Genomic DNA, 15,537 nt, shown 5'->3' with positions numbered 1-15,537 from the left:
TCGTTTATAAAAAATAATTCGTGAATTCGTGGCTATTTATTTTTCGTCACGAATTCACGGATTTTCTCTAATTTATTCTTTGCACTTTATTTCTCTAATTTATATTGAAAATATAATTCGTGAATTGCTTCGTCAGTTCGTGCTATCTCAATGTATTAATTTCGAATCTCAAATATGAATGCAATAATAAAGAAACTGTCTTTCAATAAAGGCTTTAAACGTTTGTAGGCAATCTTTTTCTGGGTTTTAATGGTATTTAAAGAAACTCCTAGTTCTGCAGAAATTTCGGTGTTGCTAAGTCCTTTGATACTCAATTTTATGATTTGCGCACATTTTGCGGGTAGTGTATTTACAGCTTTTTCTATTAATAATGAAGTTTCAGAAATGACTACTTCTCTTAAAAAAAAAGGATCAGTTTCCATTTGAGCAAAATCTGTTTTCCCTATAGATTCGGTCACTTTATAATGTTTGCTTTTTAAATAATCAAGGGAACGGTTTTTTACAGCAGTATACAAATAAGACTTAATCGTACTATCATTATGAAAATCGATTTTATCTTCCCAAACTTTTATAAAAACTTCCTGAACAATGTCTTTCGATACCTCAAGGTTCTCAACATACTTGTTCGAAAACAGACACAATGTAGGGTAAAGTGTATTGAAAACGTTTTTATATTCCTTTAAACTTAAAGACTGCACTCCCATATTTCCTTTTTGAAAGTCTTAAAAATTTCAGCTCAAATCCTTTTTATTCTTTTTTGTTTTGTTAAAAAGAATCATTTGTATTATTATTTTGTTGCTAATATAAATAAATTGTTAATTGACAGGTAAAATATGTTTCAATAAAAAATTTGCTTAACAGATTCCTGATTTTAAAAATTTAGAGTTAAAACTTTAAATCACTTTAGAAAATTCAACTTAATCAACTCATATTATGAAAATTAGACTTAATTTTTTTTTCAAAATTGAAATAACAAATTCGTTTATTTTAAGAGATTTCGTTAAGTGAATATTTATCTTAAGATGTAGAGAAATTCTTCTAATCTAAAATTTTCATGTAAAACAGAAATAAAATCTATTGTTTAGGAAAAAACGATATATTTGCCATCAGAACAAAAGAAAATGAACAATCAAATTATTACCCTTATTATTAAAAACGCTATTATTATCGATCGATATTAGTAAGGTAAATTTTTATATAAAAGTATTACAGTACAATTTTTAAAACCTCCCTTCAACGGGAGGTTTTTTCGTTTAGAACCAACATGAAAAATTTAACATCTATTATTATTATCGCAATTATCATTATTCATTCTCCGTGATGAGTCAGGATTGTATTGCATAATAAAAACCTTTCTCATCCTACTGAGAAAGGTTTTTTTTTGATCCAAACCAAAACTGAATCCACAATAACTTAAAAATAATTCACTAATAAATAAGCATTAAATATCCAATGAAAGAGCAATTCACGCTAACATTTTACACCGAAGATCAAATGGGACTAATTAATAAAACCGCTGTTATTTTTTCGAGAAGAAAAATCAGTTTTGAGAGTTTTAATATTTCATCTTGTGAAATTAATGGCATGTACAGATTTACCATTGTTGTTATAGAAACTTTTGAGACAGTAAGAAATTTAGCATTACAAATTGAAAAAATTATTGATGTTTATAAATGTTATTTTAATACAAATGCTGAAATCGTACACACACAGACCTCTTTGTTTAAACTTCCTACCTATGAAGTAACTAAAGATAATGTTCAAGAATTATTACAAAAGCATAATGCAACTTATAAAATTCTTGAAAGGGATTACATCATATTTGAAGTTACTGCAGAGGAAACTGAAATTGACCTCTTAACAAATATTCTAATCCAAAATGGACTTATCGAATTTGTAAAAAGTCCGCGTATTGCTTTAATTAAATCAGGAAAAAGTTTTAGAGAAGAGTTTGAAGGTTTTTAAAAGTATTTTTATCTTGAAAGTGGTCGTTTAAAGTACCGTAAACGTCATTTGTCTAATTTTAAATGAAATGATGAAAAAGATTGTTTATTTAGTGTAATAAAGTTTCGATTATCTTTAAACTATACTAAACCATTTCTAAACCAAAATTTTATGCAGTCTCGTAGAAAATTCATCAAAAATGCCGGCATTTTTTCTGCTGGATTATTCGCAATTCAATCGGAAGCTTTTGGGTTTAACTCCAATTTTTTCGAATTTCCGTTAAAGGATTTTGTTTCTCAAAGACCACCATTTGCAGAACGTAAATTTACCAGTAAAGCAATTGAGGCTGCTATCGTAAAAGTTAAAAAACAAATTGTAAATCCTGAGCTGGCTTGGATTTTTGAAAACTGTTTTCCAAATACTCTTGATACCACGGTTGACTTTGAAGTTATAGACGGTAAACCGGATACGTATGTTATTACAGGCGATATCGATGCGATGTGGCTGCGTGACAGTACTGCACAGATCTGGCCTTATATTCCGTTTGTAAAACAAGACCCGAAACTAGCCGAATTGGTAAAAGGTGTTATAAATCGTCAAGCGAAATGCATCATTTTAGATCCTTATGCTAATGCATTTTACAAAGATTTCAATAAAGAAAGTGAATGGAAAAATGATTTAACAGACATGAAACCAGGAATCCATGAACGAAAATGGGAAATTGACAGTTTGTGTTATCCTGTTCGGCTGGCTCATGGTTATTGGAAAGAAACTGGCGATATTTCTATGTTTGACAGCCATTGGAAAGAGGCCATGAAACTAGTTCTAAAAACCTTTAAAGAACAGCAAAGAATGGACGGCAAAGGCGGTCCGTATAGTTTTCAGCGTCAGACGGCTTGGGCTACAGACGGCGTTCCGTTAGCGGGTTATGGTTATCCTGTAAAACCATGCGGCTTGATTGTTTCGACTTTTAGACCTAGTGACGATTCTACTTTATTTGGTTATTTGATTCCGAGTAATATGTTTGCGATTGAAATATTAGGATATCTAATTGAGATTTTCTCTCTTCCTCCTTTAAAAGACGACGATTTGGTTCATCAAGCAAAAGAACTTAGGGAACAAGTTCAAAAAGGATTAAATGAGCACGGTATTATAAATCATCCGAAATTTGGAAAAATTATTGCTTTTGAAGTCAATGGATATGGCAGTTTTCATATGATGGATGATGCGAATGTTCCTTCTTTATTGTCGCTTCCGTATTTAGGGGCAATTGCTCCAAATGATCCATTATATCTTAATACAAGAAAAATTGTTTTGTCTGAAAATAATCCGTTTTTCTACAAAGGCAAAGCTGGAGAAGGTATTGGAGGTCCGCATACTGGCGTAGACACCATCTGGCCAATGAGTATTGTTTTAAGAGCCATTACCAGTATTGATGAAAACGAAATAAAACAATGTATTAGCACTTTGATTAAAACTAATGCTGATACGGGTTTTATGCACGAATCTTTTCATAAAGACGATGTAAACAAATTTACCCGAAAATGGTTTGCGTGGGCAAATACTTTGTTTGGCGAAATGATTGTACATACCAGTCAAAAATATCCTCAAGTTTTAAAAGATAAAAACTTATAAAAACAAAGCCTTCATAATTAATGAAGGCTTTGTTTTTTTTAATCTAAAAGCAATTTTACTATTTCAAATTACTTAATAAAGTCTAAAATATCTGCGTTTACTCGATCTGCATCGGTTGTTGGAATTCCGTGGCAAAGTCCAGGATAAGTAATTAATTTTCCATTTTTCAACAATTTTGCTGCACGAAGTGCTGTTACATTATAAGGCACAATTTGATCGTCTTCTCCATGAAGAATCAAAACTGGAAAATCAACACTTTTTAGATCTTCTGTAAAATCAGTTTCAGAAAATGCTTTTATGCAGTCGTAATGTGCTTTAATTCCTCCGTTCATTCCCTGACGCCACCAATTGTCCTGAATTCCTTTTTTGATATTAGCTCCTTCCCTATTATAACCATAAAATGGAAAAGTAATATCCTGATAAAACTGCTGTCGGTTGTTTGCGGTATTAAAACGGATATCATCAAAAACTTCAATAGGCACACCATCTGGATTATTGGCATCTTTAATCATATACGGAGTCACAGCACTAATCAAAATTACTTTAGAAACTCGGCCTTTGCCATATTTAGCTGCATAGTGAATCGCTTCTCCACCTCCTGTTGAGTGACCAATATGAATAGCATCTTTTAGATCTAAAAATGCTGTCAATTCTGCTACGTCTGCTGCGTAAGTGTCCATTTCATTTCCCGTATAAGTCTGAGTAGATCTTCCATGACCTCTTCTGTCATGCGCAATAACTCTAAATCCTTTGTCTAAGAAAAATAACATCTGTGCATCCCAGTCATCTGCTGACAAGGGCCAGCCGTGATGAAAAAAAATTGGTGTTCCTGTCCCCCAATCTTTGTAATAAATCTCTGTTCCGTCTTTTACTTTAATTTTAGCCATTTTAACTTCGTTTTTAATTGTTATTATAGATTTTCATACCATTCTAAAATATAATCTGCAACTACTTCCCAGCCTGGTTCTCCGCAGATGAAGTGGCTTTTTCCGGGAAAAATTTTCAGATCAACCTGACTATTTCTGTCTTTATACTTTCTAGCCAGTGTTGTTGTAAGTGATGCTGGAAAAATAGTATCACTAGCGCCTCCAATAAATAAAATTGGCTTGTGTGGTTTGCTGAAATCAATATTCGAAAAAGAATTTAAAACCAATTCACGACTCACTTTATAACTTTCAGGCACTGCAATAGTATCAAAAGCTTTTGCTCTGTCTCTATGTTGCAAAGTGTTAAAGAAGCATTTGTCATACCATTCACGGCTTCCCATGAAATATTTACTGGAAGAAAAGAATCCAAAAGCAGGAAGTACCGATTTTAAGGTTGTAAAAGGCGGAAATACATTTTTTGGAGGAGCACCGTCTATACTTACTGCTGCTGCTGCTTTATCCAATTCTAATAATTTCATTGCCGCCATTCCAGCCATCGAATGACCAATTATAAGAGGCTTCTCAGGCAAACTGTCTGCCAGTTTTGCGATATTATTTACTACATCAATAAAACCAGTTTTGGTAAGATCAGGGTGGACTGTTTTTCTTAAATCTGAAGGATTTCCTTCGTGACCAGGATTAGCAGGCGTGTAAACCGTGTAGCCTTTCTGTTCATATCGTTCTTTCCACTTTGTCCAACTAACATCATTTACAAAGTTTCCGTGAACAAGAATAATAGATTTTGATTTTGTCATAAAATTGATATTTAATTAGTAAACAGCTTTTTATAGTTATAGAACAACTCAGTTTAGTGTAAACTGTACCGAAAATCAAATTTGGAAGACGTGGTTTATTAAGAGAAAAAACACGCCTTTTTTAGCTAATCTGATAATGAAAAAGAAAAAGCAAGAAGCGTGCTAAACAACTAATTTACTAAAAATCAAACAAATACACTTAAAACTAGTATTAAGATTAGTTATATTTCGCAAATTCATCATATATCGCATATTATAATAACGGATAATACAACGTAAGCAAACAGAACAAAAAATTTAATATATGGAATGGTTAAGAAATTACTGAATATGCAAGTCTTAAGAAGGTTAAAATTAATATTTGAAGAAAAAAAGAAGTTTTGTTCGATTAAAAAATTAAAGATATGGTTTTCTTATTTTTCTAAAGGCAGTATAAACTTAAAAGTACTGCCTTTTCCGAGTTTACTTTCAGCCCAGATTTCACCATGGTGTTTTTTTATAAACTCATGGCAGAGCAGTAAACCTAATCCATTTCCGATTTCATTTTCGGTGCCTTTCTGAATTACTTTTTCATTAATTTTAAAAAGCTTTTCTTGAATATTGAGCGGAATTCCAATTCCGTTATCTCTAATAGATACTTCTGCTTTTTTATTTGTTTTATGAAGACTCACTACAATTTCCCCTTGCTGTTCTGTAAATTTAACAGCATTGGTTAAAAGGTTTCTTAAAACGGTATCAATCATATCTTTATCAAGCATTGTACTAACAACTTCTGTTGATTCGAACCTTAAATCAATATTTTTGTTTAATGCTGTACTCTTGCTGAGTTTTATGTTTTCTTCAATTAAACTGTTTAAATCGATCATTTTCGGATTGTATTCTATCATTCCAGTCTGCATTCGCGACCAATTCAAAAGGTTTTCAAGAAGCTTATAAATGTTTTTGTTTGAATCATGAAGCATTTCTGTAATCTCTTTGATTTCTTCACGGCTGTAGGTATCAATTTCCTGAGACAAAATTTCAGATAAAGCCAGCGAAGATCCCAGCGGCCCTTTTAAATCATGGGCAATTATAGAGAAGAATAAATTTTTGTCCTTTAATAATTTCTGTATTTTGAGATCCTGTTTTTCTTTTACCAATAATAGAAAACCAACAGTCCCAACAAGAGTCAGCAAAAATAATCCAATACTATATAAACTGTCAAATGTACTTTGCCTAAAAAAATGCTGCTGCGGGCTTACATAGGTATAAACTGCCCTTATAAAAATTAAAATTTCAAAAGAAACGTAACAAAGAAGATAAAATACACGGAAAAAATTTGTCGCTTTCTCTCTAAAATAACCAATTGTAGGAAGCAGATAAATAGCAAATATACAAAGAGACATAATTATAATACGGGTATTCATTGATCCTCCGAGCAAAGCTGCCATATTAAAAACCACAATTGCAATAACAGTTAAAACAGTTTGTATTTGATAACGTCTATTAAATTTAGCTTTATTCATAGATATTATCGCGATGGTTTCGTACCAACATCCTGAAAGAATAATAGTATTACCAAAGTTGATCGAAATAAAATCTGGAACTATACCTCTCAAAAAAATACATATCCAGCCTATGGTTAATAGTACTTTTCCAAAACCAAACGTATTGAGCTTTTTCCTGTTTTCTGTAGAAGCATATGAAAAGGAATAGCTGAAAATAAGAATGCAGACAAATAAATTTCCCCAAAAGTAAAGAAGAAAAATCGTTTTAGGATCCAAGGGTAATGATTGGAGCATTTATATACTTAGAATATTTTAAATAATCACAAATATACAAATTCGAAATAAAAAACCCCGTATCACTAGGGCGATACAGGGCTTTTACTTAAGATTTTTCTTTCTTAAAAATATTTTGTCTTTTTAGCGAAAAAACAAAAAATAGGATCTATTTAGCATCAAACCATAATTTAGTTGTCAGTAGATCTTTTCCTTGATCTGACACTGCATTTTGATAATTAATTCCATTTAATGACTGCTCTGTTCCAGGATAGAAAAAACGAGAAGGAATTTTTCCATCCAAAACAGTATTGGGTCCAGCTGTCAAAACTGGAAAATCCAATCTTCTCCATTCTGTAAAGGCATCTAATCCTTGTCCAAAAAAGGCAATCCACTTTTGTGTACCAATAGATTTAGCATAATTGGAAGCATCGTATTTTACAGTTGCCTGATTCAAATAATTAGAGATTACTGTAGCATCTGTAATTCCAAATTGATTGAATGATGCTGTAATGGCATTTTTATAAAGCGTTTCAGCATCACCAGAAATATATCCACGAGCAACAGCTTCAGCAAGATTAAATAATGCTTCTGAATAAGAATAAATTACAGCCGGCGATGTTGACGTTAGGAAATAAGTTCCTGGTTTAGATGTTTTAGCAAAACCTTGGTTGTTCGCATCACTATTTGATAATCCGTTGCCACCTCCAACATACGTACCAACAGTTGCATCTGACGGTAATTGTGCATAAACGGGTAAACGAGGATCTGAAAACTCTTTTAATTTATCTACCATCGTTTTTGAAATACGGAAATCATCACGAGTTTCAAACCAAGCCGAAGCTGGATTTTGCTGAGGAGAAGCAATATACGTAAACTTAAAAGTATCGTTATTACTGCTTAAAACTCCAGCTGCATCAGTTGTTGCATCGATAGCGGCTTGTTTTGCTAAAGCAGGTTCTTTATCAGCAATTCTTAATGCTATTCTGAGACGAAGTGAATTCACAAATCTTTTCCATTTTGCTACATCTCCTTTGTAAACCAAATCACCTGTAACAGTACCATTTGTTGTGCTTAATAAAGACTGCGCTTTTGCTAAATCTTCTAACAAACCTGTGTATACTTCTTTTTGTGTATTATAGGCTGGAGTCACTTTCTGTCCCGCTTCTTTATATGGAATACTTCCGTAAGCATCTGTCAGCAATAAAAATGTCCATGAACGAAGCGTTAAAGCAATTCCTTTGTAATTTGAATTGGCCTGAGCATCTGGAAAATTAATAATCGTATTCAAATCTGTAATTAAGGTTGCATAACCTGTATTCCACAAAGAAGTGAATGAAGTATTTGAAACATCGTATCTATCTGGTTCCGTATATTGGATCTTAGCCCAATGCTGTACGAATAACAAAGACGAGTTAAAGTTATTTTCTGAACCCCAGTATAAATCAGCTCCTTGTTTTAATGAGCCTGTCAACAAGTAAGGTGCCAGTGGAGTTTCGGTTGCATTTGGATTTTTATTGATATCATCCAAAGTATCACTGCATGAGGTCAGTGTCAATCCAAATAAGATTATATATGATAGCTTTTTTAGCATGATTTCTTGTTTTTAGAATTTAAGATTAACATTAAGACTGAAATTTCTGGTTGTTGGTAAAGACAAACTTTCCAAACCTTGTGCATTTCCAGTATTGAAAGCCGTTTCAGGATCAATATTAGGTGCATCTTTATAGATAAAGAATAAGTTACGTCCAACAGCAGTAATACTTGCTCCTTCTAATCCCAGTTTTCTAGCAAATGATTTATTGAAATTGTAAGCCAATTTAATTTCTCTCATTTTTACAAAAGTTGAGCTATAGATATAAGCTTCACTGATGTTGTATGATGCTTTGTAATATTCTTGTGCACTTAGTATTGTAGTGTTTGGAGTTCCGTTTTCGTATACTCCTTTAAAAATCATACCGTCATCATATGCTGTAGTTCCGTTTGGAACCTGAGTTTTTGTTGTACCATCCAAATAATAAGTTAAACCACCATTTTCAGCACCACGTCCCGGAAGCGTTGAAGCTAATACTCCTGTATAAGTTCCTGTTCTGTTAGTTCCTGAAAAAATTTCTCCACCTACACTTGCATCAACAAGGAACGATAATTCAATATTTTTATAAGTTAAGGTATTTGTCACACCTGCTAAATAATCCGGAGTATAATGTCCTAAAACTCTTTTTGTCGGATCTGCTTTTGGTAAACCGTTTGATCCTACAACAATGTTTCCGCTGGCATCACGTAAATACGCAGTTCCGTAAAGTGCTCCGTAAGCTTGTCCTACAGAAGCCAATACATCAACGCCTCCTGAAGTACCAATTGTATAGTTTTGAATTTGTCTTGCATAATCCAATATCTCTACTTTACTTCTATTTCTTGAGTAATTTGCTCCAATATTCCATTTGAAGTTTTCAGTTTGAATAGGACTTCCGTCTAATTGAATCTCTAAACCTCTATTATTTACTTTTCCAGCATTGATTAACTGTGAATTGTATCCGCTCGAAGCCGTTGTTTTGATTTCCAAAATCTGGTCGAAACTATTTGTGTTATAATAAGCCACATCAAAATGTAATCTGTTTTTCCAGAAAGTAGCTTCTAAACCAACCTCTGTTGAACGAGTCGTTTCTGGTTTCAAATTCTCATTCAATTTCTTTTGTGAAGAAGTTTGAATTGGATTTCCGTCAAATGCGGTCTGGAAATTGTAAATCGTTGATAACTGATAAGGATCTGCATCATTACCTACTTCAGACCAACCTCCGCGTATTTTTAAGAAATCGAGTGTATTACTTTTTAAGTTTAAAGCTTCTGATAAAACTAAACTTCCATTAATAGAAGGGTAGAAATAAGAACGGTTGCTGCTTGGTAATGTTGATGACCAGTCGTTACGAGCCGTTAAATTTAAATACGCATAATTTTTATACCCTAATTGTGCAGAAGCATAAGCACTATATACTCTCAATCTTGACAATGTATTTGATGATGTCAACGGATCTCTTGAATTCGTTAAAGTATATAAATCCGGTACCGCTAAACGTGGTGCTTTTTGATAGTTGTTTGCGTCGCTGTGATTACGGATATTGAATCCGGCAAGAGCGTCTAAACTAAAATCGTCATTCAGTTTTTTAGTATAAGTAAAAATACCTTCCGTGTTTTGTTCGTTTACAGTGTAAGCATCTTCAGCGTATGATCCGAAAGGCGTTCCGTTTGTACCGTATTTGATCGTATATTTTCTACGGTCATTGTAATAATCAACTCCTGTACGGAATCTAAAATTAAGACCATCAGCCAATTTTGCATCCAAATGCACATCTCCAATAAAACGGTTACGCTGCTGGCTTGTGGTATTGTAATAAGCATTCCAGTAAGGGTTACTGTAGTAGCTGTTGTTCCAGTTCACATCTCTGTTATTCTGAAGCTCATTGATATCAACCTGACGACCGAACCATAAAAACTGAAGCATTACACCTGCAGCACGATTCCCCGATGGGCCACCTGGTAAAGCTGGAGCATTAGTTGTAATATAATTACCTGTAACTCCTACTTTTATGCTTTTTGAAATTTGGTAATTCGTGTTAATGGTAAAGTTTGTTTTGTTTACTTCACTATTTGGTACTGTTCCCAATTGTTTTTGATTGTTTACTCCTAAACGGAAATCTGATTTTTCATCTGATCTTGCAACCGAAATACTATTGTCGTATGTAACTCCTGTATTAAAGAAGTCTTTCACATTGTTAGGATGCGCAACAAAAGGCACTGCCTGACCATTTGAAAAAAACTGTGGAATTAAACGTCCGTCCATTCTTGGCCCCCAGCTTTCGTCAACACCGTCGTTTACTCCTCCTCCTTTTCCATCCACAAAACTAAATCTTCCATTTGAACCTTGTCCGTATGAGTTTTGAAAACTTGGCAATGTTGCAACTTGAGAAATTGTAATCCCAGAATTAAAAGTGATTCCTAATCCTTTTTGGCTCTTTCCAGATTTCGTGGTAATCAAAACCACACCATGTGCCGCACGTGATCCGTAAAGCGCCGCCGCGTTTGGTCCTTTTAATACCGTTAAAGTTTCAATATCGTTTGGATTTAAATCGGCAATGGCATTTTTAAAGTCACGCGTTGCTCCTCCTACACTTCCTAACTGTGAGTTATCTACCGGAACTCCATCTACCACAAACAATGGCTGGTTGTTTCCTGCAATAGAAGTTTCCCCACGAATGATAATACGAGAAGATCCCATATCTCCTTGAGAGTTTGTAATACGAACTCCAGCTAATTTTCCGCTAAGACTATTTAAGAAGTTCGTTTCTTTTGTTTCAGCAATGTCTTTGTTTTTAAGCGCTTGAGTTGTATATCCTAGAGATTTCTTTTCTTTTGAAATCCCAAGTGCCGTAACCACTACTTCTGACAATTGATTTTGTTCTTCTGTAAGATCAATAACCACTGAATTTTCATTGATTACAAATTCTCTCTTTTTGTAACCCAAGTAACTTACTATTACGGTGTAAGGCAGTTTTTGTCCTGTTTGGAAATAAAATTTACCATCAAAATCGGTTTGAACACCATGCGTAGTACCTTTAATCACAATTGATGCTCCAATAATAGGTTCTTTTGTAACGGCATCTATGATTGTTCCACCAATTTTTGACTGAATCAGTGGCTGTGTTTCCTGAGCTGTCGCACCTATGGAAATCAATAAAACACATAATCCAATATATCTATTTAATATTTTTTTCATTAGTTCTTTTTAGTTTGATAAATCAAGGATTGCATTCAACAGAAAAAATCTGTTGCCGCTTCCCTTCTAGAGATGTATATTTTTTTAAGCTCGACCATTTCTGCGACTACAGGAATGGTATATTTTTTTACCGGCTACACATTCGTTTTTTCATTTTTTCTTCTTTTTTTGGTTATTATTTTTTCTATTGGCCTATACAAGATCTGCCCTATTACTAAGGTTCACTCTAATAAAAATTTATTGAAATTGGGAATTGAAGACTTTTAACAGAAGCTGCACATGAGATTGAAACAGCTAAAAGGTTTCTGTTTGTTTGAAAGTGAAATGTTTTTACTCGTCTTCATTATTGGAAAATTTAAACTCTACTAATTTGATAGAACAAAAGTAAATTAAAAATTTTAATATGAAAGTTTTAATGCAATTTTTTTGCAAAAAAAATGTTAACGAAAACGATAACTTATTTATAAACAACTGAAAACAAAGAAATTAAAAATGTAAATATTTTTTCACACTTAATAAGAATTTTACTAAACTGAAGGGATTTAGATTAAAAAAAAGCTGTTTTAAAATACACTTTTAGCCCTTTTAAATGTTTTAAAAAATGAAAAAAAATCTCTAGAAGAAAAATTTAGGAGTCTAGAATAGGTAAAAAAAAAGCCAAACCTCACGGCTTGGCTTTTTGATCATTTTAATGCTTTGCAAAAGCATCAAACGAAAAATATAGTAGAAACGACAAATACGGCTTCTGTTAGAATACCGTATTCATCAAACTAATTCAAATTAAAAAAACTACAAACTTGCTTTTACTTCTCCACAAGTCAGCATATTTTTTGGATAATAAGGATTTTTGATTTCCTTGCTATCACTTGTCCATACAGCGCCTGTCATTGGACAAACCTGTAAATATAATGTTGCATCAGCTGCTTTGAATTTTGAAGCCACATCCCAATATTTAACCGAAAGTGTTTCAAAAATTTTACGCTGTTTATTAATATTTTTAGTTGCTGCCATTTCAGCTGCTAAATCTGAAATTGCTTTTCTTGTTGTAGTTGCTGCATTCATTTGATCCAGCGTTAACTTTTTAAACTTGAAATTTTTCAAAGAATTCTTTAAACCTTCAGCATTTTTTACAACAGCAAGACTATCTGAAGTTATTAAGCTGTTTTTTAAAGCCAGATAATTTTTAGTAATTTCCTTTTTTTGTTCTTCTCTTTTTTGAACCAAATCTGCCGTTACTTCTTCTTTTGAGGTTACCTGTGCCTGAGTGAAACCGCTAATAAAAATAAATGCGATAACTAATAATTTTTTCATATCGTTGTTGTTGAATTTAATTTTGAAACTATTTTGTCTATTTCGATCAAGATTGCTTCGTAATGATCTTTGCTTAAACCGGTTGCTCCGTTCATTAATTTGGTAACATCCTCTCTTAATTTTACCAAATGCTGTTTTCCGTACAATCTTACATCGCTTCGCTGTGCTGCATTTGCTGCTTTTCCAGGCTCTAATTCTTTCGGCAATAAAAGCATTCCTAATTTTTCAACATAAGCGCGCTGTAAACTTCTTCTATAAAAATCTTGTTTTTCATCTCCGCTGAATTTTACCCAAACCGTCTGACCTAAATCATTTAAAAACTCTGGAACGGTATAAGCTCCTTCAAACTGTATTGCTTTTACGCTGATATTGTAAAGCATTCCAGAACTTAAAAGCATATTTAAAATCTGATTCTGCTGATCTGATATTTGGTCTGCCGTTTTTAAAGGAATAAGCTGGTCAATTTCCTTTGGATACATCCATAAAGGTGCAGTAAACAATTGTCTGCCAACATAATCGATTGATGCTTTTACTTTTGCTTTCGGAACTGGCTGATACACTACTCCTTTTTCGTCAACAGTTCTTTTGGTTACATAATTGTTGCCAATATTTTTCAGTACATGATACAAATAGCGGCTATACTGCGATACAACGGCTTTATGCATATCCGATAGATTATCGTAAGCATCGTTTGGCTGATACGTCCATTGAATCAAATTTGGAACTACTCTTTTCAGATTTTTAATTCCGTAATCACTCGCCTTTACTGAATCGTCTCCTAAATCTTCTGACTGACTGCGCGGATCTTCGTCTTTTCCTTCGCCTCCAAACCATAATTTAGGATTGGCCGTTAAACTATCTGTCGTTAATTTGGCAAGGGTCTTTTCTTCTTCAAATTCATCTTTAGCGTTTGGATAATAGGTATACCCCCATTCTACAGCCCATTTGTCATAAGCTCCAATTCTTGGATAAATTCCTTTTGGGCTAATATTATCTTCTGGCTGTGCTACATAATTAAAACGAGCATAATCCATAATAGAAACGGTATGACCATTTTCTTCCACCCATTTTTTATCACGAAGTTTTTCTACAGGAGTTGCACTGCTCGCTCCCATATTATGACGTAAACCAATAGTATGTCCAATTTCATGTGAAGAAACAAAACGAATTAACTGTCCCATTAATTCATCATCCAAATGCATTTTTCTAGCTCTTGCATCTAAAGGCCCGGCTTGAATCATGTACCATCTCTGAACCAATTTCATCACATTATGATACCAGCCTACATGGCTTTCCATAATTTCGCCGCTTCTTGGGTCACTAATTCTTGGACCATAAGCATTTGGTGTTTCAGAAGCCAGATATCTTACGACAGAATATCTTGCATCTTCGAGACTCATTGTTTTATCATCTTCTGGCCATTCTTTACCTACAATTGCATTTTTAAAACCTGCTGCCTCAAAAGCTTTCTGCCAATCGTTGATTCCTGCAATTAAGTAGGGTCTCCATTTTTTTGGTGTTGCAGGATCAATATAATAAACGATCTGTTTTTTTGGTTCTACCAATTCGCCTCTTAGATATTTTTTGATGTCTTTGTCTTTTGGCTCTAAACGATAACGTTGCACAATAAATTTCTTCTGTGCGCTTTGTTCATCATCATCAAACAAAACATATTTATTCGCAAAATACCCTACTCTTTCATCAAAGAAACGTTTACGCATTGGCGTTTTTGGAAGTAATACAATTGAAGTATTTAATCGCAATGTAATACTGCCGCTGCTTGCTGTAGAACTTGTATACGTCTTTGTTGTTTTGACTTCAATATTGATTGGATAGGTATCGATGCTTTCAATAAAAGATTTGTCATCAGCAAGAGACGTTAGTTTTTTCTCTGTTTTTTCTTTGCTTTCAATAGCAAACATCGCATTGTCTTTCTTAAAAACATCGGTTACATCAATAACCACATTTCCGTTATCAGGATTGGTTGTTTTGATTGGAAAAGCGGCAACAATTGGATTTTCGTTGCTTCCAGCCAATGCTTTTGCCAGCATCGAATCAGCAGAACGAACGTCTTGTCTGTACTGTAATGATCTTAAAAAAACGGTGTTATTTGCCCCTTTTTCAAAATAAATAGTCTGCTCGTTGGCTTTTTCTCCTCCAAAAACTCCCATTCCTTCTGGTGTCGAAAGAAATCGAGTTACCACCAACATATATCGGTTGAATAAGCTGTCTGGAATTTGAAAATAGTATTTCGTATCCACCTGACTTACCATAAAAAGACCCGACTTGCTTTTGGCTTTGTCTGTAATCACTTTATTGTAAGCCAGCATTCCTTTTGGTTGTGTGCTGGTGCTGTCGGCTTTTTTTTCTGGAGTTTGAGCAAAACCATGCTGTCCAAAAGACAGCATGATTAGTAAAATAAATAATTTCTTCAT

General features: G+C 33.6%; 10 protein-coding genes. 2 read left to right on the top strand and 8 right to left on the bottom strand.

What is annotated here, in order from left to right; all coding sequences use genetic code 11:
* Positions 1-155: 155 nt before the first annotated feature.
* On the bottom strand, positions 156-704 hold the full coding sequence (locus P2W65_RS16335) for an RNA polymerase sigma-70 factor (RefSeq protein ID WP_289659138.1): 549 nt from the start codon (positions 702-704) through the stop codon (positions 156-158).
* Positions 705-1,452: 748 nt separating this feature from the next.
* Between P2W65_RS16335 and ilvN the strand changes: the two genes are divergently transcribed.
* Together ilvN and P2W65_RS16325 are read left to right on the top strand one after the other, a co-directional pair.
* Positions 1,453-1,965 carry an acetolactate synthase small subunit gene (gene ilvN / locus P2W65_RS16330; RefSeq protein WP_289659136.1) on the top strand — a complete coding sequence of 171 codons (513 nt, stop codon included), beginning with the start codon at positions 1,453-1,455 and terminating at the stop codon, positions 1,963-1,965.
* Between the two features lie 150 nt (positions 1,966-2,115).
* Positions 2,116-3,579 carry a glycoside hydrolase family 125 protein gene (locus P2W65_RS16325; protein WP_289659134.1) on the top strand — a complete coding sequence of 488 codons (1,464 nt, stop codon included), beginning with the start codon at positions 2,116-2,118 and terminating at the stop codon, positions 3,577-3,579.
* A gap of 68 nt (positions 3,580-3,647) precedes the next feature.
* Here the strand turns inward: P2W65_RS16325 and P2W65_RS16320 are convergent, their stop codons facing one another.
* The 7 genes from P2W65_RS16320 to P2W65_RS16290 form a co-directional block, all read right to left on the bottom strand.
* Positions 3,648-4,466, bottom strand: a complete 819-nt coding sequence (locus P2W65_RS16320) for an alpha/beta fold hydrolase (protein ID WP_289659132.1) — start codon at positions 4,464-4,466, stop codon at positions 3,648-3,650.
* A 23-nt stretch (positions 4,467-4,489) separates the two neighbouring features.
* Entirely contained in the window at positions 4,490-5,260 is a 771-nt protein-coding gene (locus P2W65_RS16315) for an alpha/beta hydrolase (RefSeq protein WP_289659130.1), read from the bottom strand.
* Between the two features lie 413 nt (positions 5,261-5,673).
* Entirely contained in the window at positions 5,674-7,041 is a 1,368-nt protein-coding gene (locus P2W65_RS16310) for a sensor histidine kinase (RefSeq protein ID WP_289659128.1), read from the bottom strand.
* A 148-nt stretch (positions 7,042-7,189) separates the two neighbouring features.
* A complete protein-coding gene (locus tag P2W65_RS16305) occupies positions 7,190-8,614 on the bottom strand; it encodes a SusD/RagB family nutrient-binding outer membrane lipoprotein (protein WP_289659126.1) in 1,425 nt (474 codons plus the stop codon).
* 12 nt (positions 8,615-8,626) lie between these two features.
* Complete coding sequence (locus P2W65_RS16300) at positions 8,627-11,791, bottom strand: SusC/RagA family TonB-linked outer membrane protein (protein WP_289659124.1); 3,165 nt, start codon at positions 11,789-11,791, stop codon at positions 8,627-8,629.
* Between the two features lie 789 nt (positions 11,792-12,580).
* Positions 12,581-13,102 (bottom strand): DUF3347 domain-containing protein, encoded by a 522-nt coding sequence (locus P2W65_RS16295; RefSeq protein WP_289659122.1) that lies wholly within the window; start codon positions 13,100-13,102, stop codon positions 12,581-12,583.
* Positions 13,099-15,537, bottom strand: coding sequence for a zinc-dependent metalloprotease (locus P2W65_RS16290; RefSeq protein ID WP_289659121.1), 2,439 nt, complete (start codon positions 15,535-15,537; stop codon positions 13,099-13,101). The genes P2W65_RS16295 and P2W65_RS16290 overlap by 4 nt, the downstream gene beginning before the upstream one ends.

The organism is Flavobacterium panacagri (assembly GCF_030378165.1).
GTDB classification, from domain to species: Bacteria; Bacteroidota; Bacteroidia; order Flavobacteriales; family Flavobacteriaceae; genus Flavobacterium; species Flavobacterium panacagri.
This window is presented reverse-complemented; position numbering and strand designations above follow the sequence as displayed.

Bases quoted from the DNA above. Each gene is read 5' to 3' on its own strand.
- P2W65_RS16335 (WP_289659138.1), bottom strand. From the start codon at position 704: ATGGGAGTGCAGTCTTTAAGTTTAAAGGAATATAAAAACGTTTTCAAT.
- ilvN (WP_289659136.1), top strand. From the start codon at position 1,453: ATGAAAGAGCAATTCACGCTAACATTTTACACCGAAGATCAAATGGGA.
- P2W65_RS16325 (WP_289659134.1), top strand. From the start codon at position 2,116: ATGCAGTCTCGTAGAAAATTCATCAAAAATGCCGGCATTTTTTCTGCT.
- P2W65_RS16320 (WP_289659132.1), bottom strand. From the start codon at position 4,466: ATGGCTAAAATTAAAGTAAAAGACGGAACAGAGATTTATTACAAAGAT.
- P2W65_RS16315 (WP_289659130.1), bottom strand. From the start codon at position 5,260: ATGACAAAATCAAAATCTATTATTCTTGTTCACGGAAACTTTGTAAAT.
- P2W65_RS16310 (WP_289659128.1), bottom strand. From the start codon at position 7,041: ATGCTCCAATCATTACCCTTGGATCCTAAAACGATTTTTCTTCTTTAC.
- P2W65_RS16305 (WP_289659126.1), bottom strand. From the start codon at position 8,614: ATGCTAAAAAAGCTATCATATATAATCTTATTTGGATTGACACTGACC.
- P2W65_RS16300 (WP_289659124.1), bottom strand. From the start codon at position 11,791: ATGAAAAAAATATTAAATAGATATATTGGATTATGTGTTTTATTGATT.
- P2W65_RS16295 (WP_289659122.1), bottom strand. From the start codon at position 13,102: ATGAAAAAATTATTAGTTATCGCATTTATTTTTATTAGCGGTTTCACT.
- P2W65_RS16290 (WP_289659121.1), bottom strand. From the start codon at position 15,537: ATGAAGAAATTATTTATTTTACTAATCATGCTGTCTTTTGGACAGCAT.